Origin of the sequence: Rhodanobacter sp. Col0626 (assembly GCF_049994385.1) — a bacterium.
Classification (GTDB): Bacteria; Pseudomonadota; Gammaproteobacteria; order Xanthomonadales; family Rhodanobacteraceae; genus Rhodanobacter.
In genome coordinates this window covers 3385021-3409175 of the sequence record NZ_CP188260.1, presented here as the reverse complement: position 1 = coordinate 3409175, position 24155 = coordinate 3385021, and the positions used below count along the sequence as shown (strand labels likewise).

The 24155-nt window shown below is 65.0% G+C and carries 24 protein-coding genes; 15 read left to right on the top strand and 9 right to left on the bottom strand.

What is annotated here, in order from left to right; all coding sequences use genetic code 11:
* Positions 1 to 9: 9 nt before the first annotated feature.
* The 6 genes from ACPPVV_RS15075 to ACPPVV_RS15050 all read left to right on the top strand — a co-directional run bounded on the left by ACPPVV_RS15075 (position 10) and on the right by ACPPVV_RS15050 (position 8414).
* Positions 10 to 1275, top strand: coding sequence for a TolC family protein (locus tag ACPPVV_RS15075; protein ID WP_426700684.1), 1266 nt, complete (start codon positions 10 to 12; stop codon positions 1273 to 1275).
* A 161-nt stretch (positions 1276 to 1436) separates the two neighbouring features.
* Positions 1437 to 2495 carry an efflux RND transporter periplasmic adaptor subunit gene (locus tag ACPPVV_RS15070; RefSeq protein ID WP_426703252.1) on the top strand — a complete coding sequence of 353 codons (1059 nt, stop codon included), beginning with the start codon at positions 1437 to 1439 and terminating at the stop codon, positions 2493 to 2495.
* Complete coding sequence (locus tag ACPPVV_RS15065) at positions 2495 to 5608, top strand: efflux RND transporter permease subunit (protein WP_426700683.1); 3114 nt, start codon at positions 2495 to 2497, stop codon at positions 5606 to 5608. Before ACPPVV_RS15070 ends, ACPPVV_RS15065 begins: the two co-directional genes overlap by 1 nt.
* A 130-nt stretch (positions 5609 to 5738) precedes the next feature.
* Positions 5739 to 6680 carry an SPFH domain-containing protein gene (locus ACPPVV_RS15060; RefSeq protein WP_426700682.1) on the top strand — a complete coding sequence of 314 codons (942 nt, stop codon included), beginning with the start codon at positions 5739 to 5741 and terminating at the stop codon, positions 6678 to 6680.
* A 10-nt stretch (positions 6681 to 6690) separates the two neighbouring features.
* Entirely contained in the window at positions 6691 to 7137 is a 447-nt protein-coding gene (locus tag ACPPVV_RS15055; protein ID WP_426700681.1) for an NfeD family protein, read from the top strand.
* Positions 7134 to 8414, top strand: coding sequence for a threonine/serine ThrE exporter family protein (locus ACPPVV_RS15050; RefSeq protein ID WP_426700680.1), 1281 nt, complete (start codon positions 7134 to 7136; stop codon positions 8412 to 8414). The genes ACPPVV_RS15055 and ACPPVV_RS15050 overlap by 4 nt, the downstream gene beginning before the upstream one ends.
* Positions 8415 to 8531: 117 nt before the next feature.
* Here the strand turns inward: ACPPVV_RS15050 and ACPPVV_RS15045 are convergent, their stop codons facing one another.
* From ACPPVV_RS15045 to ACPPVV_RS15035, 3 genes are all read right to left on the bottom strand, one after another.
* On the bottom strand, positions 8532 to 8855 hold the full coding sequence (locus ACPPVV_RS15045) for an H-NS family nucleoid-associated regulatory protein (RefSeq protein ID WP_426700679.1): 324 nt from the start codon (positions 8853 to 8855) through the stop codon (positions 8532 to 8534).
* A gap of 285 nt (positions 8856 to 9140) precedes the next feature.
* A complete protein-coding gene (locus tag ACPPVV_RS15040; RefSeq protein WP_426700678.1) occupies positions 9141 to 10838 on the bottom strand; it encodes a proline--tRNA ligase in 1698 nt (565 codons plus the stop codon).
* Positions 10839 to 10946: 108 nt separating this feature from the next.
* Positions 10947 to 11363, bottom strand: a complete 417-nt coding sequence (locus ACPPVV_RS15035) for a DUF4124 domain-containing protein (protein ID WP_426700677.1) — start codon at positions 11361 to 11363, stop codon at positions 10947 to 10949.
* A gap of 112 nt (positions 11364 to 11475) precedes the next feature.
* Here ACPPVV_RS15035 and ACPPVV_RS15030 point away from each other — a divergent pair, with 112 nt between their 5' ends.
* From ACPPVV_RS15030 to rimI, 3 genes are read left to right on the top strand one after another with little or no spacing between them, the layout of a single operon-like run.
* On the top strand, positions 11476 to 12258 hold the full coding sequence (locus ACPPVV_RS15030) for a CDP-alcohol phosphatidyltransferase family protein (protein WP_426700676.1): 783 nt from the start codon (positions 11476 to 11478) through the stop codon (positions 12256 to 12258).
* The gene (locus ACPPVV_RS15025; RefSeq protein WP_426700675.1) at positions 12255 to 12731 is read left to right on the top strand and encodes a hypothetical protein; all 477 of its coding nucleotides are present in this window, start codon (positions 12255 to 12257) and stop codon (positions 12729 to 12731) included. Before ACPPVV_RS15030 ends, ACPPVV_RS15025 begins: the two co-directional genes overlap by 4 nt.
* A gap of 5 nt (positions 12732 to 12736) precedes the next feature.
* On the top strand, positions 12737 to 13219 hold the full coding sequence (gene rimI, locus ACPPVV_RS15020) for a ribosomal protein S18-alanine N-acetyltransferase (protein WP_426700674.1): 483 nt from the start codon (positions 12737 to 12739) through the stop codon (positions 13217 to 13219).
* Between the two features lie 31 nt (positions 13220 to 13250).
* On the opposite strand, the gene ACPPVV_RS15015 is transcribed toward rimI, so the two are convergent.
* The 5 genes from ACPPVV_RS15015 to ACPPVV_RS14995 form a co-directional block, all read right to left on the bottom strand.
* Positions 13251 to 16163, bottom strand: coding sequence for a valine--tRNA ligase (locus tag ACPPVV_RS15015; protein WP_426700673.1), 2913 nt, complete (start codon positions 16161 to 16163; stop codon positions 13251 to 13253).
* 130 nt (positions 16164 to 16293) lie between these two features.
* Entirely contained in the window at positions 16294 to 17364 is a 1071-nt protein-coding gene (hemE, locus tag ACPPVV_RS15010; protein WP_426700672.1) for a uroporphyrinogen decarboxylase, read from the bottom strand.
* 1 nt (position 17365) lies between these two features.
* Positions 17366 to 17626 carry a WGR domain-containing protein gene (locus ACPPVV_RS15005; protein WP_007507081.1) on the bottom strand — a complete coding sequence of 87 codons (261 nt, stop codon included), beginning with the start codon at positions 17624 to 17626 and terminating at the stop codon, positions 17366 to 17368.
* A gap of 200 nt (positions 17627 to 17826) precedes the next feature.
* Positions 17827 to 18921 (bottom strand): 3-dehydroquinate synthase, encoded by a 1095-nt coding sequence (gene aroB / locus ACPPVV_RS15000; protein ID WP_426700671.1) that lies wholly within the window; start codon positions 18919 to 18921, stop codon positions 17827 to 17829.
* Positions 18918 to 19475: a shikimate kinase gene (locus ACPPVV_RS14995; RefSeq protein WP_426700670.1), complete on the bottom strand. Its 558-nt coding sequence runs from the start codon at positions 19473 to 19475 to the stop codon at positions 18918 to 18920. Before ACPPVV_RS14995 ends, aroB begins: the two co-directional genes overlap by 4 nt.
* Positions 19476 to 19513: 38 nt before the next feature.
* Here ACPPVV_RS14995 and ACPPVV_RS14990 point away from each other — a divergent pair, with 38 nt between their 5' ends.
* From ACPPVV_RS14990 to ACPPVV_RS14980, 3 genes are all read left to right on the top strand, one after another.
* A complete protein-coding gene (locus ACPPVV_RS14990; protein WP_426700669.1) occupies positions 19514 to 20347 on the top strand; it encodes an SDR family oxidoreductase in 834 nt (277 codons plus the stop codon).
* Positions 20348 to 20372: 25 nt separating this feature from the next.
* Positions 20373 to 20717 carry a YbjQ family protein gene (locus ACPPVV_RS14985; protein WP_426700668.1) on the top strand — a complete coding sequence of 115 codons (345 nt, stop codon included), beginning with the start codon at positions 20373 to 20375 and terminating at the stop codon, positions 20715 to 20717.
* 110 nt (positions 20718 to 20827) lie between these two features.
* Positions 20828 to 21031 carry a dodecin family protein gene (locus ACPPVV_RS14980; RefSeq protein ID WP_426700667.1) on the top strand — a complete coding sequence of 68 codons (204 nt, stop codon included), beginning with the start codon at positions 20828 to 20830 and terminating at the stop codon, positions 21029 to 21031.
* 90 nt (positions 21032 to 21121) lie between these two features.
* Here ACPPVV_RS14980 and ACPPVV_RS14975 read toward each other — a convergent pair whose 3' ends face one another.
* Positions 21122 to 21952 carry a kinase gene (locus ACPPVV_RS14975; RefSeq protein ID WP_426703251.1) on the bottom strand — a complete coding sequence of 277 codons (831 nt, stop codon included), beginning with the start codon at positions 21950 to 21952 and terminating at the stop codon, positions 21122 to 21124.
* A gap of 236 nt (positions 21953 to 22188) precedes the next feature.
* On the opposite strand from ACPPVV_RS14975, the gene pdxH reads away from it, so the two are divergent.
* The 3 genes from pdxH to ACPPVV_RS14960 are packed head-to-tail and all read left to right on the top strand — an operon-like array spanning position 22189 to position 24027.
* Complete coding sequence (gene pdxH / locus ACPPVV_RS14970) at positions 22189 to 22776, top strand: pyridoxamine 5'-phosphate oxidase (protein ID WP_426700666.1); 588 nt, start codon at positions 22189 to 22191, stop codon at positions 22774 to 22776.
* The gene (locus tag ACPPVV_RS14965; RefSeq protein WP_426700665.1) at positions 22773 to 23213 is read left to right on the top strand and encodes a secondary thiamine-phosphate synthase enzyme YjbQ; all 441 of its coding nucleotides are present in this window, start codon (positions 22773 to 22775) and stop codon (positions 23211 to 23213) included. Before pdxH ends, ACPPVV_RS14965 begins: the two co-directional genes overlap by 4 nt.
* A gap of 4 nt (positions 23214 to 23217) precedes the next feature.
* Complete coding sequence (locus ACPPVV_RS14960) at positions 23218 to 24027, top strand: cobalamin-binding protein (RefSeq protein WP_426700664.1); 810 nt, start codon at positions 23218 to 23220, stop codon at positions 24025 to 24027.
* Positions 24028 to 24155: the final 128 nt, after the last annotated feature.

Below are 24155 nucleotides of genomic sequence, written 5' to 3'. Positions count from 1 at the left end.
GATCGCTCCATGTCTGTTTTGCGTTCGGCGCCGCTGGGTGTCGTGTGTCTGTTGTATGCGGCAATGCTTGGTGCCGCGCCTCTTCCCGTACCACCATCGGCCGCTGCGGCACCGTTGCGCAAGGCGCTGCAATCCGTCTGGCAGGCCAGTCCCGAGGTGCAGGCGGCGCGGGCGGCGTTGGACGCAGCGCGTGCCCATGCACGGGCCGCAGCGCAGCCGTTGTACAACCCGGAGCTGTCGCTGGAGGCGGAGAACGCCGACGTCGATCGGCGCGTGGCCGGGCTCAGCCTGGCGCTCGATCTGTCCGGCAAGCGTCGCGCCCGCGCCAGTCGGGGCGAGGCCGACGTAGAAGTCAGCGAGGCTGGCTATGTGTTGCTGCGCCGGGATATCGCCGCACGCTGGCTGAAGGCCTGGTCCACCGCTGCGTTGGCCCAACGACAAGACGAACTGGGCCGGCAGCGGTTGGGCCTGATGCAGCGCTTCGATGCACTGGCCATGCAGCGTCTGCAGGTGGGCGACATCAGCAGCCCCGAACGCGATCTGGCTGGCCTCGCCCTGGCCGAGGCAGGGATGCAACAGGCGTTGCTGATCGGTCACGAAGCTGCTGCGCGTGCGGCTTTGCTGGCGATCAGCGGCGAGTCGACGATACAGCTGCCACCGTTGCCCGAGGGTTTGCCGCCGGTTGCCGACAGCATCACGCCACTGGCCATCGACACCCTACCGGAGTTGCAGCAGGCGCGCGCCTTGCAGCAAAGCGCCGAAGCCGCTGTGCAGGTGGCAAGCCGCGCACGTCTGCCCGACCCCACCGTGAGCCTGGCCGGTGGCCGGGTCCGCAACGGGCCGATCAGCGACCGTGTGATCGGGCTCAACATCTCGATACCGCTGCCGGTATTGAACACCGGTCGCGCCGAGGTGGAAGCCGCACATGCCGACGCCGATGCCGCCGCAGCCCAGCTGCGTTCGCGCCAGTTCATTCGGCGCGCCGACTTGCAGGAAGCGCAAATACGTTACGTCGCCCTACGCGAAGCAGCAGTGGCGTTCCGCCACGGCCGAGCGGCGGCGTTCGGCGATCGCACCGCCTTGTTGGAAAAGCTCTGGCGCGCAGGCGAGACGAGCACATCCGATTACCTCACCCAGCTCAAGCAAAGCCTCGACACTGCATTGTCCGGCCACGAGCTGGAGAGCCAGACCTGGCAGGCGTGGTTCGATTACCTCACTGCCGCGGGCCGTCTCAACGACTGGCTCGATGGCCGCACCGGGGAGGCTTCCCGATGACATTCTTTTTTCTGCAACGCGTGCCAAAGGTAGCCGCCTGCGTGCGAACCACGTCATCGCGTCGCGGTGTGCTTTCGGGCCAACGCTGCGCTACTGCAAAAAGCCGCGCTATTGGAGGTCGCCTGTGGCAGCTGGCATGGATCGCGGTGCTGGCCTGCGCCATGCCCGCGTATGCCGATGAGCCAGCACACGCCTCGGTACAAGTCGCCGCGGAAGATCCGCTGACGCTGGATGCGGCGACCATCAGGGACGCCGGTATTGTCGTCGACAAACTGGCCTTGCGTACGCTCGTTGACGAGCTGAAAGTCCCCGGCGAAGTGCGCGCCGATGCTTATTCCACCGTGCTGGTGTCGCCACGGGTGGAGTCGCAGGTGCTCGCACGCAAGGCAAGGCTGGGCGACGTACTGAAGGCGGGCCAGCCGCTGGTGGTGCTGTCCAGCGTGCAGGTGGCCGAGACCCAGGGCGTACTGATCGTGGCCGAACAGGACTGGCGGCGCATCGCCGCGCTGGGGCCGCAGGCGGTGTCGGCACGGCGCTACAACGAGGCCAAGGTGCAGCGTGATCAGGCGCGCGCCAAGCTGCGCGCGTATGGCCTCTCCGAGGAGCAGATTGGAAGCCTGCTGCGCAAGGGTTCGGCCGCCGCCGATGGCAGCTTCGAACTGCTCGCGCCGACCGCCGGACGAATCACCACCGACGAGTTCCGTCTCGGCGAACGGGTCGAGCCGGGTCGCGCTCTGTTCACCCTGGTCGAGGAAGACACGGTATGGGTGGTGGCGCAGATGGCACCGGCTGACGCCGAGCGGATCACGCCCGATGGCAGTGCGCGCATCCTCGCCCATGACAACGCCATTGTCGGTAAGGTAATCGGTCGTTCGCATCAGACCGACGAACGTACCCGCACGGTGCCGGTGCGCATCGAAGTCGACAACCGCAAGGATCTGCTGCATTCCGGCGAGCTGGTGGAAGTGCGCATCGCAGTCGCCGGCAGCGTGCAAAGCCTGGCCGTGCCGGCCGAGTCGATCGTGCTGCTGCAGAACCAGCCGACGGTCTTTCTAGCCAAAGGCAACGGCCGCTTCGAGCCGGTGGCGGTGATGGCGGGTGACACGCGCGAAGGCTGGACAGTGATCAACCAGGGGTTCAGGCGTGGCGACAGCTATGTGCGCAAGGGCGCGTTCGCGCTGAAGGCGCGACTGCTGCGCTCGCAGTTGGGAGAGCACTGATGCTGGAACGGCTGGTTGCCCTCTCGCTGCGCTACAAGGTGCTGGTACTGATCGCCTTCGCGGTGATCGGTTTCCTCGGTTTGCAGGCCGTGCGTCAGTTGCCGATCGACGCCTTTCCCGACGTCACGCCGGTACAGGTCAACGTGTATACCGAAGCGGCCGGCCTCGTCGCCGAGGACGTGGAACTGCTGCTGACCACGCCGGTGGAATCATCGCTGGCCGGCCTGCCCAAGGTGGAGGAGATCCGCTCGGTAAGCCTGTTCGGATTGTCCTTTGTATCGGTGAATTTCGACGACAGCATGGACGTCTATTTCGCTCGACAGCTGGTCAACGAGCGCCTGCAGCAAGTGAGCGATCGCCTGCCGGACGGCTACGGCAAGCCGGAGATGGGCCCGAACATATCCGGCCTCGGCCAGGTGTTCTGGTACACCGTCGAGCGCGCCAGCGACACGCTCCAAGGCGCGCCGACCGACATGGACCTGCGTACGCTGCAGGACTGGAACATCCGCCTGATCCTGCGCACAGCGCCGGGTGTCGATGACGTCACCTCATGGGGTGGGCAGGAGAAGCAATACCAGGTGCGCGTGGATCCGATGAAGTTGATCGCGCATCAGCTCGGTTTCAAGGAAGTGATCGCGGCGCTGCAGGCCAACAACGCGCAGGTCGGCGGCAACTTCATCGATGTGGGCCGCGAGCAATATCTGGTGCGCGGGCAGGGCCTGATCCGCAACGCACAGGATCTTGGCAACATCGTGCTGAAGACCGACGACGGTACTCCGTTGTACGTGCGTGACGTGGCCAGCGTCGTCGAGGCGGGCGCGCCGCGCACCGGCGCGGTGACCCGTGACGGCAAGGAGGTGGTGCTGGGCATGGCGCTGGCGCGTATCGGCGAAAACGCCAAAGGCGTCGTCGAGGCGGTCAAGGCCAAGCTCGACGCGGTGAGGTCGTCGTTGCCGCCGGGTGTGGTGGTGAAATCGGTGTACCAACGTACCGAGCTGGTCAACGCCGCGGTGGGCACGGCGGTGCGCGCGCTGGTTGAAGGTTCGATCCTGGTGGCGCTGGTGCTGTTCCTGTTCCTCGGCGAATTCCGCAGCGCGCTGGTGGTTGTGGTGGCCTTGCCGCTGGCGATGTTGATCGCCTTCATCTGCATGAACCAGGCGGGTTTGTCGGCGAATCTGATGTCGCTGGCGGGCTTGGCGATTGGCATCGGCATGATGGTGGACGGCGCCGTGGTGATGGTGGAGAACGCCTATCGCATCATGGCCGAACGCAAGGCACTTGGTGGCCCGGTGGATCGCACCGCCGCGGTGCTGGAAGCGGCGCGAGAGGTGGCCAATCCGATCGCCTTCGCCATCCTGATCATCATCGTGGTGTTCCTGCCGCTGTTCAGCCTGCAAGGGCTGGAAGGCAAGATGTTCAAGCCGATGGCCTTCAACATCAGCTTCGCCATGGCCGGGTCGCTGGTGCTGACGCTGACCCTGATTCCGGTGCTCGCTGCGCTGGTGCTCAAGCCAAAGGAGGAGCGAGACACCCGGCTGGTGGCATTTTTGAAACGCCACTACGCCACCTTGCTGGCGTGGTCTCTGGCTCATCGCAAGCCTGTGCTGGGTATCGCCGCAGGCGTGTTGCTGGGCAGCCTTGCGCTATTCCCGTTCCTCGGCAAGGAGTTCATGCCGAATCTGAAAGAGGGCGCCATCATGTGGCGCATCACCTCGATCCCGTCCGCGTCGCTGGATGAGTCGATCGCCATTTCGCATCAGGTGTCGGCGCTCATCAAGCAGAAATTTCCCGAAGTGAGCACCACGCTGGCAATGATCGGCCGCGCCGAGCAGGGCGAGACGGCGGACGTGAACTACATGGAGGTGTATACGCCGCTGAAGCCGAAGAGCGAGTGGCGCGAGGGCGCGACGCTGGAGAGTCTCGAAGCGGACATGCAGACGACGTTGTCCGGCGCGCTGCCCACCGCGGTGGTGAGCTATACCCAGCCGATCCAGATGCGTATCGAGGAACTGATCTCCGGTGTGCGCGCCACGCTGGCGCTGAAGCTCTACGGTGATGACCTGGATGAGCTGGGGCGGCTCAGCGCGCGCATCAAGAACGTGCTGGCCGGCGTGCCCGGCGTGGCTGATCTGGCACTGGAGGCGAATCTCGGCAAGCCGCAGATCCGTATCCAGGTGGACCGCAATGCGCTGGCCCGTTATGGGCTGAATGCCGACGACGTCCTCGCGGTGGTGAAGAACGGTATCGGCGGCGAACCGGTGACGACCCTGCTCGATGGAGTGAAGCGTTTCGATATCGCGGTACGGCTTGACGATGCGAACAAGGCTTCGCTGCCAGCGATCCGGCGTATCCCGATCCGCACTTCAGGCGGCGTGTTGGTGCAGTTGTCGCAGGTGGCCGAAATCGATGAGGCGGAAGGTTATTCGTTCATTCGCCGCGAGCAATTGCAGCGCTACGCGGTGATCCAGATGGATGTGCGTGGACGCGATATCGACGGCTTCGTGCAGCAGGCCAACGCCGCGATTGCGCAGCAGGTGAAACTGCCCGCCGGCTATTACAGCCAGTGGGGTGGTGCGTTCGAAAACCAGCAACGCGCGCTGAAGCGGCTGTCGCTGATCGTGCCGGCCACGATCTTTTTCATCTTCGTGTTGCTGTACACCGCGTTCAATTCGGTGAAGCACGCGGCGCTGATCCTCGCCAACGTGCCGTTCGCGACCATCGGTGGGCTGGTCGGGCTGGCGCTTACCGGGCAATACCTGTCGGTACCGTCGGCGATCGGATTCATCGCGGTGTTCGGTGTGGCGATGTTGAACGGCATTGTGCTGGTGAGCTTCCTGAACGAGCAACGCGGGAAAGGATTGTCCGTGCGTGACGCGGTGATCCATGGCACGGCCTTGCGCCTGCGCCCTGTGCTGATGACTGCCAGCGTGGCGATCCTCGGCCTGGTACCGATGCTGCTGTCCAGCGGCGTGGGTGCGGAAACCCAGCGGCCCTTGGCGACCGTGGTGGTTGGCGGGCTGATCACCTCGACCCTGCTGACCCTGATCCTGCTGCCGGTGCTGTACGACTGGATCGAGCAGCGCAGCGATCATCAGGGGCGCCAAGCCAGCTAGCGTGACAGGAGCGAGGGAAGCACCCAGCGGGCGCTTCCCCTCTTCACCGCATCGTGTGGACCGGACAGCGGGCCCTACAGGCTCGCGCTCGCCTATACTCGAATCTTCTTTCAGGGATATGGGGCAGGCAATGGGACAGCTTCTTGCGTTGGTGATCGTGATTGTCGTCGTGGTCGGCGTGCTCAAGCTGGTCCGCATCGTGCCGCAGGGCTTCGAATGGACGGTGGAAACGTTCGGCAAATACACCCGCACCCTGAGTCCGGGCCTGCATTTCCTGATCCCGATCTACCAGGCGGTCGGACGCAAGATCAACATGATGGAACAGGTGCTGGACGTGCCCTCGCAGGACGTCATCACCAAGGACAACGCGGTGGTGCGCGTCGACGGCGTGGTGTTCTACCAGGTGCTGGACGCGTCCAAGGCGGCCTACGAGGTGTCCAACCTGGAACAGGCATCGCTGGCGCTGGTGATGACCAACATCCGCACCGTGCTGGGCTCGATGGATCTCGATGAATCGTTGAGCCAGCGCGATGCGATCAACGCCAAGCTGCTCAAGGTCGTCGACGAGGCGACCCATCCGTGGGGCGTCAAGGTCAACCGCATCGAGATCAAGGACATCGCGCCGCCGCGCGACCTGATCGACGCGATGGCCCGGCAGATGAAGGCCGAGCGTGAGAAGCGCGCCAACATCCTCGACGCCGAGGGCTTCCGCCAGGCTGCGATCCTCAAGGCGGAGGGCGAGAAGCAGTCGGTGATCCTGGCTGCCGAGGGCGAGAAAGAGGCCGCGTTCCGCGCTGCCGAAGCGCGCGAACGTTCGGCCGAGGCGGAGGCCAAGGCGACCACGATGGTGTCCGACTCGATCGCCAACGGCAACGTCAACGCGCTGAACTATTTCGTCGCCAACAACTATGTCGAGGCGTTGAAGGAAATGGCCAAGTCGCCGAACCAGAAAATGCTGCTGTTGCCGATCGAGGCCACCGGCATCCTCGGCTCGCTGGCCGGTATCGCCGAGTTGGCGAAGGAGTCATTGGGCCAGCAGCAGAAGTCGATCAACCAACCGCCGCTGCGCTGAGGCCACGATCATGTGGGAACTGTCGACACATTACCTGTGGTGGATACTCGCCTTTTTGCTGATCGCCGGCGAGCTGTTGCTGCCCGGCTATTTCATGCTGTGGATCGGCCTGGCCGCCGCAGCGATGGGCGTGGTGCTGTGGGCGGTGCCGGCGCTGGGAGCGCTGGCGCAGGCCGTGCTGTTCGGGCTGCTGGTCTTTGCATTCTGCGTGGCTTACGCGCGTTGGCTGCGACCGCGGCTGGAGCGTCGCGCACCCGGCGACGAGCGGCTGAACCGCCGCGGCGAGCAGATGATCGGCCGGCGTTACGAGTTGATCGAGCCGATCGTCAACGGTCGCGGCAAGGCGCGCGTGGGTGATGGGCAGTGGCTGGTCAGCGGACCGGATCTGCCGCTGGGCAGCACCGTGGAAGTGGTTGCGGTCGACGGCACCACCTTGCAGGTGCGCGCAGCGGCATGAGTGCGGGCGACACCATCAGCCAGCAGCAGTTCGCCACCACGGCGCTGACCACCCGCATCGCCTTCCTGCTGGAGCTGGCGCGGCGGCTGCACCAATACGGCACCTCCGCGCCGCGGCTGGAAATGGCGGTTGCCGGAGCGGCACAGCGGTTGGGGCTCTCGGCCGACGTGTGGTCCAGCCCGACGGCGATCATCATTTCATTCGCCGATCTGGCCCAGGGCGAGGAGGGTGTGGCGCAGACCACCCAGGTGATGCGATTGGCGCCCGGCGAGGTGAACCTGGAGCGTTTGTGCGAGGCGGATGACATCGCCGATCGCGCCATTGCCGGCGAACTGGGTCTGCGCGAGGGTTTCCGCCTGCTGCGCGCGCTGGGCCTGCCCGATACACGCCGCGAGAAGCTCGGTTTGATCGCCAGTTACGGCCTGTCCGCCGCCAGTATCGCGGCGTTGTTCCTGCACAGTTCGTGGGTGGATCTGCTGGTCGCCGCCGCCATCGGACTGATGATTGGCGGAATCACTCTGCTGGCCGCCAGCCGGCCACGGCTGGCGGTGGCCAGCGATGCGATCTGCGCGTTGGTGGCCACCGCGGTGACGATCGTGGTGAGTGCGTTCGTGGTGCCGCTGGCGATCAAGTCGGTGGTGCTGGCCAGCCTGATCATCCTGATCCCGGGCATGTCGCTGACCACCGCGGTGCGCGAGATTTCCAGCCAGCACCTGGTTTCCGGCATGGCACGCATGGGCGGCGCCATGTCGACCCTGCTCAAGCTCACCTTCGGCACCATCGCGGCGACCCAGTTGTGTGCCGCGTTCGGTATCGTGGCGCGCGATTTCGCGCTGCCGGCGCTGCCCGCATGGACCGACTATCCGGCCTTGCTGGCCGCGGCGGTTGCCTTTGCCATCCTCTTCCGTGCAGCGCGGCGCGACTGGCCCGCGGTGATCGTGGCGGTGGTTGTCGGTTATCTGGCGACGCGTTGGGGCGGTGCGATTTCCGGCTCGCTGCCGGCCGCGCCGTTTGGCGTGTTCCTGGGTGGATTGTTGCTGGGCGCCTTCGCCAACATTTACGCGCGATACGCCGACCGGCCCGGCGCGGTTATCCGCGAACCGGGCATCCTGTTGCTGGTGCCAGGCAGCGTGGGTTTTCGCAGCATGTCCTTTCTGCTGGAGCGGGACACATCACTGGGCATGGATACCGGATTGCTGTTGCTGACCTTGCTGGTTTCGCTGGTGGCCGGATTGATGTTCGGTGATCTGCTGGTTTCGCCACGACGGTCGCTATAACGCCTTTCATGGCAACGAACCCGGCATGGCGCATTGCCCGAGTTAAATCCGCGTCATCCAAAAAAGAAAACGCCGACACGAGGTCGGCGTTTCGTTATCCAAAGGAGTCTCCAGCGATCAGATCGCAAGATCCTTTTCTTTCTTGCCCGCCTTCAGCGCATCGTTGAACCAATGCGGACGCTTGCCACGGCCGGACCAGGTCTGCGCCGGATTGGCCGGATTGCGGTACTTCGGCGCGACCGGGCTGGTGGTGCGCTTGGCCTTGCCGCGGCCGCCGCCGAAAATGTCCTCGAAGGTATAACCCTCGGCCTTCAGCAACGCGTTGACTTTCTCGCGCAGCTTGACGACTTTTTCCTTGCGCAATTCATTCTGGCGGACCTGTGCCTTGTTGATCAGGTCATTCAGCTGGGTGTGATTGAGACTCTTGATATCGACGGCCATGATTGACTCCCGGGTGAGTGTCGGCAAATAAAAGAATGGCTATGGCGTGGCTATGATGCAGCGATTACGGGGATAGCGCCTGGCCGATTGGATGCTGTTGCAACAATGATTCTCGCTGATTACCGGAATGCTTGTAAAGCGCGGTTCACCATGTGAAGACGCTTTTACATTAAGCGTGGTTAATTACGCACCGTGAAGTCCATTAAAGCGCGAGCCCCATTCCATCGCGCAAAATGCAGAAACGGCTGCACCAGGCAGCCGTTTCCATTAACTGCGCGTGTCGCATCAGCCAAGCAGGGCAAATAACTCGTCCTGACTGAGCTGGCGGCTTTCGTTTTCAGCCCGGGCGCGATATTCCAGCGTGCCGGCGGTCAGGCCGCGTTCGCTGACCACGACGCGATGCGGAATGCCAATCAGTTCCATGTCGGCAAACATGCCGCCGGGACGCAATCCGCGATCATCGAGCACCGCTTCGATACCTTGCCGGACCAGTGACTGATACAGCGCTTCGGCGGCCTCGCTCACGGCGGGCAGGTTCTTGGGGTTGATCACGCACACGGCGATCCGCCATGGCGCCATCGCTTCGGGCCACAGGATACCGGCGTCGTCGTGGCGCTGCTCGATCGCGGCGGCCACGATGCGGCTGACACCGATGCCGTAGCAGCCCATGGTCATCAGCTGCGGCTTGCCGCCGTCGTCCACCACCGTCGCCCCGAGCGCCTCGGCGTACTTCTGGCCAAGCTGGAACACGTGGCCTACCTCGATGCCGCGGACGATGTGCAGCACACCCTCGCCGTCGGGTGAGAGGTCACCCTCGACCACGTTGCGCAGGTCGGCGATGCGGGTGACGCGGGCATCGCGTTCCCAGTTGGCGCCGGTGTAGTGGCTGCCGTCGGCGTTGCCGCCGCAGACGAAGTCGGCGAGCACGGCGGCATCGCGGTCGACGATCACCGGAATGCCATCGGGCAGGCCTGCCGGACCGATGAAGCCCGGCCGGGTGCCGGTGGCGGCAAGGATTTCCTCTTCGCTGGCGAGTACCGATTCGCCGGGCAGCTCAGCCAGTTTGCCGGCCTTCACCTCGTTGACCTCGTGATCGCCGCGCAGGCACAACGCCACCAGGCCGTCACGGCCACGTACCAGCAAAGTCTTCACGCATTGTTGCGGGGTGACCTTGAGGAAACCGGCGACGTCGGCAATGGTTTTCTGGGTGGGTGTGTCGACGCGCTGCAACGCGGCGGTGGGCGCAGCGCGGGCCGTGGTCGGGGCCAGCGCTTCGGCCTTCTCGATATTCGCGGCGTAATCGGAGCCATCGGAAAACACGATGGCGTCTTCCCCGGAATCGGCCAGTACCTGGAATTCGTGGCTGGCATTGCCGCCGATGGCACCGGTATCGGCCTGCACGGCGCGGAAGGTCAAGCCCAGGCGCGTGAATATGCGCACATAAGCCTGGTACATCGCCGCGTAGGTCTCGGCCAGCGACTCCTGGGTCAGATGGAACGAATAGGCATCTTTCATCAGGAATTCGCGCGCGCGCATCACGCCGAAACGCGGGCGGATCTCGTCGCGGAATTTGGTCTGGATCTGATAGAAATTGACTGGCAGCTGTTTGTAGCTTTTCAGCTCGTTGCGGGCGAAATCGGTGACGACTTCTTCATGGGTCGGCCCGTAGCAGAATTCCTGCTGCTTGCGATCCTTGATTTTCAGCAACTGGCCACCGAACTTCTCCCAGCGGCCGGTCTCTTCCCATAATTCCCTCGGCTGCACCGAGGGCATCAGCATTTCAATGGCGCCAGCGTGATTCATTTCCTCGCGCACGATGTGTTCCACCTTGCGCAGCACGCGCAGGCCAAGCGGACTCCATGTGTACAGGCCGGAGGCGAGCTTGCGGATCATGCCGGCGCGCAGCATCAGCCGATGGCTGGCGATTTCGGCGTCGGCGGGGACTTCCTTGACGGTGGCCAGGTGGAATTGGCTGAGGCGCATGCGAGCGGTTCCGGCGTAATGGGAGTCGGCCATTGTAGCGGCCCGCCGGCAGCCCCGCTGATGCGGCGGGGCACGCCGGGCAGCCCGGTCGTGCTCCCGCGGCAGCGGTTATCTGGCCTGGCAGTACTGGTCGTACTGCGCCTGTGCCGTCGTTGTCTGCTGTTTGCGCTGGTCGGCGTCGAGCGCGGTGTCCTTGCCGTTCTGCTGCGTCACCACCGGGCCGCTGGCCTGCAGCGCGGCGAGGTTGGATTTCAGCGAGGCGCACAGCGTGGCGCGATTTTCCGGCGTGTCGGCCACCGCCTTGGCGGGCGCCGGGGCCGGCTCGCTGTTTTCGGTGTTGGCTACCGGTGCCGGGACAGGGGCCTCCACCGTGCCGGTGGTTTTCACTTTCTTGTAGTTGGTGCCCTGAGCCGGCGGCGTTTCCGAGTAATGCACGGTGCCGCTGGCGTCCGTCCATTTATAGGCCTGGGCCATGGCCAGCGGGGTCAGCAACAACAGCGCCACGGCGATCAGCAAGCGATGCATGGGGTTCTCCGGTTTCGGGGAAAAATTCAGGTTCACCTTGTTAACACTCCGTCGGTCCGGACTCAAGCGGCCGATGGTTTACACTGCGCGCATCCTGTCACGGTACTGATGCATGAGTGAGCCACTGCCCGTCCGGCGGCCCCGTCACCGGGGTATTTATCTGCTGCCGAACCTGTTCACCACCGGCGCGATGTTCGCGGGTTTCTACGCGATCATCGCCAGCATTGGCGGACGCTACAGCGAGGCTGCCGTTGCCGTGTTCGTGGCCGCGCTGCTGGATGGACTGGATGGCCGAGTGGCCCGGATGACCGGTACCCAGACCGAATTCGGTGTGCAATACGACTCGTTGTCCGATCTGGTCAGCTTTGGCCTGGCGCCGGCACTGGTGATGTATACGTGGTCGTTGTCGGCGTTGCGCGATTTCGGTCCGCTGTGGGGCAAACTGGGTTGGGCCGCCGCCTTCGTCTATGCCGCGTGCGCCGCGCTGCGGCTGGCGCGCTTCAACACCCAGGTCGGTGTGGCCGACAAACGCTATTTCCAGGGACTGGCCAGTCCGGCCGCCGCCGCGGTATGCATGTCGTTCGTGTGGAGCGTGGACAAATTCGGCCTGGCCGGTAGCGACTTCTGTTTTGTCACGCCGGTGATTGCGATCGTCGTTGGATTGTTGATGGTCAGCCGTTTCCGCTATTTCAGCTTCAAATCGTTGCCGATGGGCGAGCGCCAGCACGTGCCGTTCGTCTGGATGGTCGGGGCGGTGTTGCTGTTGGCGCTGTTGATCCTGGATACGGCACGGGTGCTTTTTATCGGCTTCACGATCTATCTGTTGTCCGGACCAGTATGGACAATCTGGGGCCTGGCCACCCATCGGCGCCGGGTGCGGCGCGGCACGACATGAACGCCGTATCGGTCAGTCATCGCGCCCGTGTCTTGCGCGCGTTGGGGGTGACACCCTGGGTACGGCGCATGCAGGCAACCGCAAGCAGCGTGCCGGACCTGATGATCGACACAGCGGATGCCACCGCCGGGGTTGCCTGCGTGATGGTTCTGCCGCAGGGATGCAGTGCACGCGAGCTCGATCTGGTGGGACGTGCGCTCAATGCCTGCGGGTCGATGCTGGCCCGTGCGGCGCGTGTCACGGTGAACGAGGGTCAGCTTGGCGGGGACGTACCCGCGGCACGGGCATACCTGGTGTTTGGCGAGGCACAGGCGCACGCCCTGGGTCGCACGCTGCCGGTCGCCACGATGCGTCAGGCGCAGATCGTGCTGGCGGACGAGCCGGCGCAGGTGCTGGCCAGCGCCAGCGCCAAACGACGACTGTGGAACGCGCTGCGCAGCTTGCGCCGCGCGCTGGCCACAGCGGGCGGTTAACGACGATGGCCGCGGTGGTCAAACCGGTGATCGAGGTGCGTGGCATGCGGACCGAGGATCTGGACACGGTCAGTGCGCTGGAAAATATCTCCTACGAGTTTCCGTGGTCGCCCGGCATTTTTGGCGATTGCATCAAGGCCGGGCATCCATGCTGGGTGCTGTGTGTGGACCACGCAGTCGCCGGCTACGGCATCCTGTCAGTCGGCGCGGGCGAGGCGCATGTGCTGAATATCTGCATCGGCCCGACGCATCGAGGACGGGGGCTGGGTCGGCACCTGCTCGGTCGGTTGCTGGACATCGCGCGCTGGAATGGCGCGGAGCGGGTGTTCCTCGAGGTACGGCCGTCGAATCCGCTGGCGAAATCGCTGTACGAATCGGTGGGGTTCAGCGAGGTCGGCAGACGGCCGCGGTATTACCCGGCACGCCATGGGCGCGAGGATGCCATCGTGATGGCGCTCGAGACTGCCGCGGGCAATCTCGAGAAATAAGAACGCGATTGCCGACGCTTGTGCTTCAGCTCTACAACTTCGTGGCCTGTTCGCGCAGTGCGCCCAGCGTGGTGTTCCAGTCGGCGATGCGTTGACGTTCCTGCGCAACCACCTCCGCCGGTGCATTGGCCACGAAGCTGGCGTTGCCGAGTTTGCCTTCGCACTTTTTTATCTCGACTTCGATGCGAATGATTTCCTTGGCCAGGCGCGCCTTCTCGGCGCCGAGGTCGATCAGACCGGCGAGTGGAATCATCACGCGCAGCGTGCCGATCACGGCCGCGGCAGCAGCGGGTTCGCTGGCGCCGACTTCGATCCACTGCGACCCGTCGGTGCGGGCGAGGAAGCTGATCTGCGCGGCGAACTTCGCCACGCGTGCGCGATCGCTGGCATCGCCGTCGGCGAACAGCAGCGGAATGATCTTGGCCGGCGAGATGTTCATTTCGGAACGGATCCGGCGGATGCCGGAAAGCACATTCTTGAACCACTCGATCTCGGCTGTCGCCGCGTCGTCCGCAATGATCTCGTCGACGCGCGGCCACGGGCGATCCATCAAGATGCTTTCGGTCAGGCCGAGCTTCGGCCCCACCGATTGCCATATTTCCTCGGTGATGAAGGGGATGATCGGATGCAAGGCGCGTAGTACCGACTCCAGCACAACCAGCAAGGTATGTCGGGTCGACGCAGCGGCGCTGGCGTCGTCACCGTTAAGTGCCGGCTTGGCCAGTTCCAGGAACCAGTCGCAGTATTCGTTCCACACGAACTCGTACAGCGCCTGCGCGAGGTGATCGAAGCGATAGCTGGTGAAATGCTGGTCGACTTCGGTCAGCGTCTGCTTCAAGCGGGTGAGGATCCAGCGTTCGGCCTCGGTTGCTGGCGATGAGCCCCTCTCCCTCTGGAAGATGGGTGAGGGTGCGGTAGTGCCGGAATGTCGTGCTTCGCCCGAACCCTCACCCGGCGCATTCGCGCCACCCTCTCCCGACGGGAAAGGGGAATCCAGGTTCATCAACACGAACCGCGCCGCATTCCACAGCTTGTTGCAGAACGCCTTGTAGCCTTCGGCGCGCTTGATGTCGAAGTTGATGGTGCGGCTGTAGCTGGCCAGCGCGGCGAAGGTGAAGCGCAACGCGTCGGTGCCGATGGCCGGAATGCCGTCGGGGTAATCCTTGCGGATGCGCTTCTCGACCTTGGCGCGCACCTGCGGGATCAGCAGCGACTTGGTGGATTTCTCCACCAGCGGCTCCAGCGCGATGCCGTCGATCAGGTCCAGCGGGTCCAGCGTGTTACCCTTGGACTTGGACATCTTCTGACCCTCCGCATCACGCACGATGGCGTTGATGTAGACCTCGCGGAACGGGATCTGGCCGGTGAAGTATTTGGTCGCCATCACCATCCGGGCGACCCAGAAGAAGATGATGTCGAAACCGGTGACCAGCACCGCGCTGGGCAGGAAGATCTTGTCTTCTTCCCAGTTCGCCACGACTTCGCCGCGTTCGTTTTTTACCGGGCCGTTGGCCGGCCAGCCCAGCGTGGAGAATGGCCACAGCGCGGAAGAGAACCAGGTATCCAGCACGTCGTCGTCCTGGCGCAGCGCGCCGACCGGCGCGGTCGTGGCACTGTTGCGCGCATCGGCCTCGTCCTCGCCCACGAAGAGGTTGCCGGCCTCGTCGTACCACGCCGGGATGCGGTGGCCCCACCACAGCTGCCGGCTGATGCACCAGTCCTGGATGTTGTCCAGCCATTGCGTGTACGTGGTGGCCCAGTTCTCCGGTACGAATTTGACCTCGCCCGAACGCACGGCATCCAGCGCCGGTTCGGTGATCGCCTTGCGGCCGCCCGGGCGGCCATCGGCCTGCACGTCACTGGTGAGGTCGACGAACCATTGGTCGGTCAGCATCGGCTCGATCACGGCGTCCGAGCGCTGGCTCACCGGCACCTGCAGCTTGTGCGCCTTTGTCTCGACCAGAAGGCCAGCAGCTTCGAGGTCGGCCAGCACGGCCTTGCGCGCGTCGTAACGATCCAGACCTCGATATTTCTCCGGGCCATTCTCGTTGACCTTGGCGTCAAGCGTGAAGATGGTGATCGGCGGCAGCTTGTGGCGCTGGCCGATCGCGTAGTCGTTGAAGTCGTGCGCCGGGGTGATCTTCACGCAGCCGGTGCCGAAATCCTTGTCGACGTAGTCGTCCGCGATCACCGGGATCGTGCGGCCCGTGAGCGGCAGGTGCAGTTGCTTGCCAACAAGGTGCGCGTAGCGTTCGTCTTCCGGATGCACCGCCACGGCGACGTCACCCAGCATGGTTTCCGGACGCGTGGTGGCGACCACCAGGCTTTCGCTGCCATCGACGGTCATGTAGCGAATCGACCACATGTGGCCGTCGCGCTCGACGTTGTTCACTTCCAGATCGGACACCGCCGTGCCGAGCACCGGATCCCAGTTGACCAGCCGGTTGCCGCGATAGATCAGCCCCGCGCGATACCAGTCGATGAACACCTTGCGCACCGCGGCCGACAAACCTTCGTCCATGGTGAAGCGCTCGCGCGACCAGTCCGCGGCGGCGCCGATGCGGCGCATCTGGTGGGTGATGGTGGAGCCGGACTCTTCCTTCCACTTCCACACGCGTTCGACAAACGCGTCGCGGCCCAGGTCATGCCGGGTTTTTTCTTCGACGGCGAGCTGGTTTTCCACGATCTTCTGCGTGGCGATGCCGGCATGGTCGGTGCCGACCTGCCACAGCGTGTTCATGCCGCGCATGCGCTGGTAGCGCACCAGCATGTCCATCACCGTTTGCTGGAACGCGTGCCCCATGTGCAGAGTGCCGGTGACATTCGGCGGCGGCAGCAAGATGCAGTACGGCTCGCCCTGGCCCGACGGCTTGAACGCGCCGCTGGCTTCCCAGCGTGCGTACCATGTCGACTCGATCTGGGCGGGCTCGAAGCTTTTTTCCATGGGGACTCGCGATGGCGCGCCATCGGCGCGCGCGATGTGAATGGGTATGAACGGGCCATTGTACGGGCGTGGGCCAGATGGCCCAAGCAGGCGTCGGACCGCGGCGTTGCAGTTGCCGCTTGAAGGGCGATCAGCCGCCGCGCACTGTGCGCCCGTACGCATGCACTTCATCCACCAGCACCTTCACGTGCTCTGGATTCACCTCCGGCGTAATGCCGTGGCCGAGGTTGAACACGTGGCCGGGGTGGTTGCCGTAGTTGTCGAGCACGGCGCGGGCCTCGCGGCGGATCACCTCGGGGCTGGCGCGCAGGATGGCCGGGTCGAGATTGCCCTGCAACGCAACCTTGCCGCCGACGGCACGGCGGGCATCGGCCAGGTCGACGGTCCAGTCGACGCCGAGCGCTGTGCAGCCACTGTCGGCCATCTCGGCGAGATGCGCGCCGGCACCCTTGGAAAACAGGGTCACCGGCAGTTCGCGCGAGGCGGGGTCGGCCTTCAGCGCAGCCACGATCTGCGCCATGTAGCGCAGCGAAAACTCGCGGAACGGGGTGGGGCCGAGCAGGCCGCCCCAGGTATCGAAGATCATCAGCGCCTGGGCACCAGCGGCGGCCTGGGCGATCAGGTAGGCAGTGACCGACTGCGCCAGCGTATCGAGTAACTGGTGGACGAGCTTCGGCTCGTTCCAGCTCATCGCCTTGAGCGTGGCGAAATCCTTCGAGCCGTGGCCCTCGACCATGTAGCAGGCCAGCGTCCACGGGCTGCCGGAGAAACCTATCAGCGGCACGCGGCCGTGCAGTTCCTGGCGAATCAGCCGCACCGCGTCCATCACGTAGCGCAACTCGCCATCCATGTCGGGCACGGCGAGCTTCGCGATATCGGCGGCACTGCGCACCGGGCGCGCGAATTGCGGGCCTTCGCCTTGCACGAACGTGAGGCCCAGACCCATCGCGTCCGGGATGGTGAGGATGTCGGAAAACAAGATCGCGGCGTCAAGCTCGAAACGCGCAAGCGGCTGCAAGGTCAGTTCGCAAGCAAACTGGGGATTCTGCGCCAGTCCCATGAAGCTGCCGGCGCGCTCGCGGGTGGCGCGGTACTCGGGCAGGTAGCGTCCGGCCTGGCGCATTACCCAGATCGGGGTGGTGTCGGTGGGTTCGCGGCGCAGTGCGCGCAGGAAGCGATCGTTCTTCAACACATCGGTCATTTCAACGTCCGTAGGGGCCTTCCAGGCCTTGGGCAAACATCAACCGGAAGCCGCGCTTGAGCTGGGCATCGCGGGCTTTCTCGAAGGCAGCGACGGCCTCGTCACGCTCCAGGAACTGCTCGCGCTTCATCGTGGCGCGGCCACCCTGGGTGCCGGATTCGCGATACAGCGTCCAGCCGCCGAGCAGATCCTGCTCCAGCGTGATCTGGACGTAGCGTGGTGCGTCGGCGCTGCCGGGCACGGTTTGCAGGTAGAGGCGCATGGCGATCGGTGACTGGGAGCGTGGATCGGCGCATGGCCGGACCCGACAGTTTATAGGAGCCGCGCCGGCTTTGTGGACGCGCCATCCCAACGCGCCACTCATTGTGGGGGCGACTTCAGTCGCGATAGCTCGAGGGCTGGGCAGACTTTCAGGGCATCGCGACTGAAGTCGCTCCTACAATGGAGGGTCAGGCTTCAGCGCTAGGGGATGGCTGAATGCAGTACCGCGACTACGTCGGCCTCGTTCACGCCGCTGACGATTTCAGCGCTAGCGACGCCGCGCCACAGGATCAGGCGCAAGGTGCCGGCGGTGTTCTTCTTGTCCAGTCGCATCAGCGCCAGCAATTGCTGCGCATCCATGCCGGGCGGAATCGCTACCGGCAGGCCGAGGGTTTCCAGCAGCCGCTGCAGGCGGGCGGTGGCCGCGGGCTCGCTCATGCCGAGGCGCTCGGACAGCCGCGCGGCCAGCAGCATGCCGATCGCCACGCCTTCGCCGTGCAGCAGGGTGGTGTAGTGGCCGGCTGTTTCCAGCGCATGACCGAAGGTGTGGCCGAGGTTGAGCAGGGCGCGCTCGCCCTGTTCGGTTTCATCGCGCTCGACCACGCCGGCCTTGTAGGCGACCTTGCGCGCGATCGCTTCCTGCACGACGGCGGGATCGCGGGCGGCCAGCGCATCGGCATGCCGCTCCAGCCAGGCGAAAAACGGCTCGTCTCCGATCGCCGCACCCTTGACCACTTCGGCCAGGCCGGCGCGGTATTCGCGCTCGGGCAAGGTGGCCAGCGTATCGATGTCGGCGATCACCGCGCGCGGCTGGTGAAATGCGCCGGCGAGATTCTTGCCAACCGGCAGGTTGACCCCGGTCTTGCCGCCGACCGAGGAGTCGACCATCGCCAGCAAGGTGGTCGGCATCTGGATGAAGTCGATGCCGCGCATCCAGCACGCGGCGCTGAAACCGGCCAGGTCGCCGACCACGCCGCCGCCCAGCGCGATCACGCAGGCGTCGCGGGTAGCGCCGAGTTGGCCCAGCGCTTCCAGCGCGCGGTTCACGTTGGCGAAGCTCTTGTGTGCCTCGCCGTCGTCAAGCAGGAACGACGACCAGTGCAGGCCTTCCAGCCCCGCTTCGATCCGCGGCAGGTACAGCGGCGCCACGGTGGTATTGCTGATCACCAGCGCGTGGCGGCCGCGCAGCATGGCGCGCCAGCGCGCGTGCTCGGCGAGCAGGCCCGAGCCGATCCATATCGGATAGCTGCGTTGGCCGAGGGCGACGGTGATGGTCTGGATGGCTGGATCGTTCATGCGGTCTGCTGGGATGACGCGGAAGAGGGACGCTGCCAATACTGATCGATCAGTGCGATGCAACGCTCGCTGGCGGCGGCGACACTGCCGTGTTCGCCGGGCACGGCGAGGTCGGCGAGGTCGCGGTAGATCGGTTCGCGGATCCGTGCCATTGCCTGCAGCCGCTCGTGCCGGTCTGGCACGGCCAGCAAGGGGCGGCGATGGTCGCGCTCCAGTCGCTCCAGCTGCTGTTCGATCGTGGTCTGCAGCCACACCACATAGCCCAGTTCGCGCAGCTGCCGACGGTTGTGCTCGGCCAGCACGGCGCCAGCGCCGGTGGCCAACAGCACGCCACGCTGATGGCCGCACTCTTCCAGCAGCGCGCTTTCGCGTCGACGGAAACCGGCTTCGCCCTCGATCTCGAAGACGGTGTTTACATCCACGCCGCAATGACGTTCGATCTCCTGGTCGAGATCGACGAACGGCAGGCCATAATGCGCGGCAAGCCGTCGTCCGATCGACGTCTTGCCGGCGCCGGTCGGACCGATGATGAACAGGTTGTGCGACGGATTCATGGGTAAATGCTAACAGGGCAGATCGAACGGGAGTGGCCGTGAGCGAACGCATATTGCTGGCCGGGTGCGGAGACCTTGGCGCACGCGTGGCGCAACGCCTTCGCGCGCAGCACCACGAGATATGGGCGCTGCGGCGCCAACCACCGCTACGCGACAAACAGAGCATCCACTGGCTGAGCGGCGACCTCACTCAACCGGAGACCCTGCGCGATCTGCCGGAGGGAATCAGCCGACTGGTCTACCTGCCGGCGCCAGAGGCGCGGGACAAGGCGGCCTATCGAGCGGTCTTTGTGGATGGCTTGCGCCATCTGCTGGACGCGCTCGACGGGCGTGCGCTGAAGCGCGTATTGCTGGTTTCGTCCAGTGCGGTCTACGGCGAGCACGACGGCGATTGGGTCGACGAGACCACGCCAACGGCGCCCCTGGGTTTCAACGGATCGGTGCTGCTCGACGCGGAACGGTGGCTGGCGGAGCAGTCGGTGCCATCCACCGTGCTAAGGCTGGCGGGCTTGTACGGCCCTGGCCGGATGCAATGGGCCGAGCGGCTGCGGGCGGGACAACTGCGGGCACCGCGCGAAACGCCGCACTGGGCCAACCGCATCCATGTCGACGATGCCGCGGCAGCGGTCGTGCACCTGCTGGGGCTGGCGGCGCCGCAGTCACTGTATCTCGGCGTTGACGACACGCCCATGCCGCTCGACGAGCTGTACGACTTCATCGCCGGCCTGGTCGACGCGCCGCTGCCGGCGGACGGCGCGGCGCCGGCAGGGGTCGGCAGCAAGCGACTCAGCAATGCGCGGTTGCGCGCCGAAGGCTGGGTGCCGCAGTGGCCCGATGCCCGCGACGGCTATGCCGCGCTGCTGGACAATTGAGTCAACCACCTCACGGAGAACCGACATGGCACATACCGTTCCACACCACCAGGTGAGCACTGGCAACGACATCCCGGGCTGCCGCATCGTGCGTTCCTTCGGGATTGTCCGCGGCATCACCGTGCGTTCGCGCAGCGTGGTCGGCAATCTCGGTGCGGCGCTGCAGACGATCGTCGGCGGCAATATCTCGATCTATACCGAACTGTGCGAGAAGGCGCGCGAGGAGGCGTTCGAGCTGATGCTGCAACACGCCGCCGCGATGGGAGCGAATGGTGTGGTGGCCATGCGCTACGACGCCAACGAGGTGGCGCAGGGCGTCACCGAGGTGCTGGCCTACGGAACGGCGGTGCAGGTCGAGGCGTCAACGTAACGTGATTTTGCAGTGCGGCTTGTTCTGACGGGCCGGAGCGGGGCAGACTCGGGCTTCAGGACGGGGAAGCGCAGCGTGCCGCCTGCACGATTCGACAGGAGACTGACACCATGTCTGTAGCCAAAGTCATCGAGATCAACGCTTCGTCCGGCAAGGGCGTGGAAGATGCCGTGAAGCACGGTCTGAAGAAGACCGCGGAATCAGTGAAGAACATCAAGGGCGCGTGGATCAACGAGATCAAGGTCGTTACGAAGGATGACGGCACGGTGACCGAGTGGCGGGTCAACATGAAGGTCAATTTCGTCGTCAACTGATGGTTGAGCGGGAACGGGGAACAGGGACAGGGAACAAGTTCAGAAACGGGATCTGCGTGTGTGACGCTCTTGCCGTTCCGTTCCCCGGTTTCAACCGTGACTCAGTCCGGTCACATGCCGGTCGTCGTCGTACTCCACGCAGGTGTCGGCAAGTGCCGGCAGGGTTGCCAGTGCATGCCGGCTGAGGCGCTCGAAATGCGCCAGGAAATGCTCCATCGCCGACGCATCCATCGCCAGCGGCGCGTGTCGCGCCAAAAGATCCTGTTCCTGCTCGCCGCGCCAGCGCCGCACGATCTCCCAGCCTGGTGCCTGCAGCACGATCAGGGCGTCGAACTTGCGCCATAGCGGCTGGTAGCCCCGTAACTGCTTGTTGACCCAATGCCGCCAGCGGCCATCGGGGTCCTCGCTGCGCTCCATCTCATTGACCGGCCTGGCTAGTGCCGCCTGCACCTGGGGGCGGATGCCCAGTGCCCAGCCTTCCACGATGACCAGTTTCGGCGGGCGGGTGATGCGCGGCCAGCGGGATGGCGAAAAACGGGTATCGCGACCCTTGTCGAAACGCGGGTGCGACACCGGCAGCTTGTCCGAAGCGTGCGGCAGCGCGGCCAGCACCGACATCATCAACTCGATTTCGTGGGTACCCGGTACGCCGCGGCTGCGCAAAAGCGGATGGACATCGCGGGCCAGCGCCTCGCGATCGCTGCGGGCGTAATAGAAGTCGTCCAGCGAAAGCACCTCGGTAGCCCAGCCGCGAGCCTCGGCCTGGGCCTTCATCACCCGCGCCAGGGTGCTTTTGCCGCTGCCCTGCAGGCCGGAAAGCCCGAGAATGTAGGGGCGCCGCGACCGCGCGATGCGCCCGGCGTACTGGTCGAGCAGGTGGCCGGCGAGAGCCTCGTTCTGCATGTCGGCGAGAGACGTCATCATCCGTGAGACACCGTGGCTCCGGGAGGGATTTCCGCTACCGGCACGCCGCGATGACCTGGCGTCCCGCGCTGGGGCGCGCCGCAACCCTCTTCACGTTCCATGGCGGAAGATGGCGTCGCCATCCGTGCTGAAGTGGTGCTGGTTGAGTGGGGCATTGCACTATTATCAGTCAGGTTCATCCGCACCATGATGGCGCGTGTCGGCCACGATGCAAAAGGAAAGTTTCAAACATCATGCTCAAACCCGAAATCCTGGACACCTTCCTGCAGCTGCTGGACGAAGCCAAAGCCAGCGGCGACCGCGAACCGACGGCGATGAGCGTATCCACCGTCGACGGCTCCGGTCGGGTTGCCTCGCGCATCGTGCTGCTCAAGGGCACCGACGAGCGCGGCTTCCGTTTTTACACCAATTACCAGAGCGACAAGGGCAGCCAGCTCGAGGCGCACCCGCAGGTCGCCCTGTGCTTTCACTGGAAACAGCTGCGCGAGGGCGTGCAGGTACGCGTCGAAGGTGTCGCGCGCAAATTGCTGGATGAGGAGTCGGATGCCTACTTCGCCAGCCGCGCGCGCCAGAGCCAGATCGGCGCGTGGGCCTCGCTGCAGTCGCAGACGCTGCCGGACCGCGACACCTTCGAACAACGGGTGGCGCGTTACGAGCAGCAGTTCGAGGGCCGCGAAGTGACGCGGCCACCGCACTGGGGCGGCTTCGTGGTGGAGCCGGACACAATGGAATTCTGGTACGGCGCCGAGTTCCGTCTGCATGAACGAGTGCGCTGGGATCGTCACGGCCAGACCTGGACGAGCCGGCTCCTCTACCCGTGACCCGACCGCTACCCGCCGAGCACGTCGCACAGGGCGGTTTCGTCGTGCATGCGCGTGGTCGCGGCTTCAGCGATGTCACGCAGCAAGTGGCTGACGCGGTCGCCGCAAGCCATGTGCAGACCGGTATCGCGAACGTGTTCACCGCACATACCAGTTGCTCGCTGCTGCTCGGCGAGAACGCCGACCCCACCGTACGCGAGGACCTGGAGCGCTGGTTTTCCCGCATGGTGCCCGACGGCGACCCGATCTTCCGGCACGACGCGGAGGGCCCCGACGACATGCCGGCGCATGTCCGCTCGATCCTCACCGGGGTCAGCCTCACCGTGCCGGTGCATGGGGGCAGGCTGCTTCTGGGCACCTGGCAAGGCATCTACCTGTGGGAACACCGGCTCGATCCACACCAGCGCAAGGTCAGCGTGACCGTGCTGGGACACTGAACGCATGGATCACGCCGTGTCCGATCACTATCCGCAACGCATCGTCTGCCTCACCGAGGAACCGACCGAGGTGCTGTACGCGCTGGGCGAGGATCACCGCATCGTCGGCATTTCCGGTTTCACCGTGCGCCCGCCGCGGGCACGCAAGGAGAAGCCGAGGGTTTCCGCGTTCACCAGCGCCAGGACCGGCGAGATCATGAAACTCGAGCCCGACCTGGCGATCGGCTTTTCCGATATCCAGGCGGACATCGCGCGCGAACTGATCAAGTCCGGCGTGGAGGTGTGGATCAGCAACCATCGCAGCGTCGACGGCATTCTCGCCTACATCCGTCGACTGGGCGCGATGGTCGGCGCACACGAGAAGGCCGAGGCATACGCGCAGCGTGCCGAGCAGCACATCGCCGACATCCGCGCCGCCGTCGCGCAGTTGCCGCGCCGGCCGAAGGTCTATTTCGAGGAGTGGGATGAGCCGATCATCACCGGCATCCGCTGGGTCGCCGAGATCATCGGCATCGCCGGTGGCGACGACTGTTTTCCCGAGCTCGCGCGCGAACCGCTGGCGAAACAGCGCATCCTGCCGAACGGCGACGAAGTGGTGCGACGCGCACCCGACATCATTCTCGGCTCCTGGTGCGGCAAGCGTTTCCGACCGGAAAAGGTTGCGGCGCGCCCGGGTTGGGACACGATCCCGGCGGTGCGCAACGGCGAGCTGCACGAAATCAAGTCGCCGATCATCCTGCAGCCGGGGCCGGCCGCGCTGTTCGACGGACTGGACGCGATCCACCGGATCATCGCCGCGTGGGCACAGCGCTGAGTTTTTTTGGTTTGGCCTTGGTGGGAGCGACTTCAGTCGCGATTGCCTCACGGCGTTTGTTGTTTCGGGGCGAAAAGCTTCCGTTCGCCTGCAACTGAGAGGAGCGCGCCCCGGATCAGGTCCAGAGC

Coding starts and splice junctions, on each gene's coding strand:
- ACPPVV_RS15075 (WP_426700684.1), top strand. CDS start 10: ATGTCTGTTTTGCGTTCGGCGCCGCTGGGTGTCGTGTGTCTGTTGTAT.
- ACPPVV_RS15070 (WP_426703252.1), top strand. CDS start 1,437: ATGCCCGCGTATGCCGATGAGCCAGCACACGCCTCGGTACAAGTCGCC.
- ACPPVV_RS15065 (WP_426700683.1), top strand. CDS start 2,495: ATGCTGGAACGGCTGGTTGCCCTCTCGCTGCGCTACAAGGTGCTGGTA.
- ACPPVV_RS15060 (WP_426700682.1), top strand. CDS start 5,739: ATGGGACAGCTTCTTGCGTTGGTGATCGTGATTGTCGTCGTGGTCGGC.
- ACPPVV_RS15055 (WP_426700681.1), top strand. CDS start 6,691: ATGTGGGAACTGTCGACACATTACCTGTGGTGGATACTCGCCTTTTTG.
- ACPPVV_RS15050 (WP_426700680.1), top strand. CDS start 7,134: ATGAGTGCGGGCGACACCATCAGCCAGCAGCAGTTCGCCACCACGGCG.
- ACPPVV_RS15045 (WP_426700679.1), bottom strand. CDS start 8,855: ATGGCCGTCGATATCAAGAGTCTCAATCACACCCAGCTGAATGACCTG.
- ACPPVV_RS15040 (WP_426700678.1), bottom strand. CDS start 10,838: ATGCGCCTCAGCCAATTCCACCTGGCCACCGTCAAGGAAGTCCCCGCC.
- ACPPVV_RS15035 (WP_426700677.1), bottom strand. CDS start 11,363: ATGCATCGCTTGCTGATCGCCGTGGCGCTGTTGTTGCTGACCCCGCTG.
- ACPPVV_RS15030 (WP_426700676.1), top strand. CDS start 11,476: ATGAGTGAGCCACTGCCCGTCCGGCGGCCCCGTCACCGGGGTATTTAT.
- ACPPVV_RS15025 (WP_426700675.1), top strand. CDS start 12,255: ATGAACGCCGTATCGGTCAGTCATCGCGCCCGTGTCTTGCGCGCGTTG.
- rimI (WP_426700674.1), top strand. CDS start 12,737: ATGGCCGCGGTGGTCAAACCGGTGATCGAGGTGCGTGGCATGCGGACC.
- ACPPVV_RS15015 (WP_426700673.1), bottom strand. CDS start 16,163: ATGGAAAAAAGCTTCGAGCCCGCCCAGATCGAGTCGACATGGTACGCA.
- hemE (WP_426700672.1), bottom strand. CDS start 17,364: ATGACCGATGTGTTGAAGAACGATCGCTTCCTGCGCGCACTGCGCCGC.
- ACPPVV_RS15005 (WP_007507081.1), bottom strand. CDS start 17,626: ATGCGCCTCTACCTGCAAACCGTGCCCGGCAGCGCCGACGCACCACGC.
- aroB (WP_426700671.1), bottom strand. CDS start 18,921: ATGAACGATCCAGCCATCCAGACCATCACCGTCGCCCTCGGCCAACGC.
- ACPPVV_RS14995 (WP_426700670.1), bottom strand. CDS start 19,475: ATGAATCCGTCGCACAACCTGTTCATCATCGGTCCGACCGGCGCCGGC.
- ACPPVV_RS14985 (WP_426700668.1), top strand. CDS start 20,373: ATGGCACATACCGTTCCACACCACCAGGTGAGCACTGGCAACGACATC.
- ACPPVV_RS14980 (WP_426700667.1), top strand. CDS start 20,828: ATGTCTGTAGCCAAAGTCATCGAGATCAACGCTTCGTCCGGCAAGGGC.
- ACPPVV_RS14975 (WP_426703251.1), bottom strand. CDS start 21,952: ATGACGTCTCTCGCCGACATGCAGAACGAGGCTCTCGCCGGCCACCTG.
- pdxH (WP_426700666.1), top strand. CDS start 22,189: ATGCTCAAACCCGAAATCCTGGACACCTTCCTGCAGCTGCTGGACGAA.
- ACPPVV_RS14960 (WP_426700664.1), top strand. CDS start 23,218: ATGGATCACGCCGTGTCCGATCACTATCCGCAACGCATCGTCTGCCTC.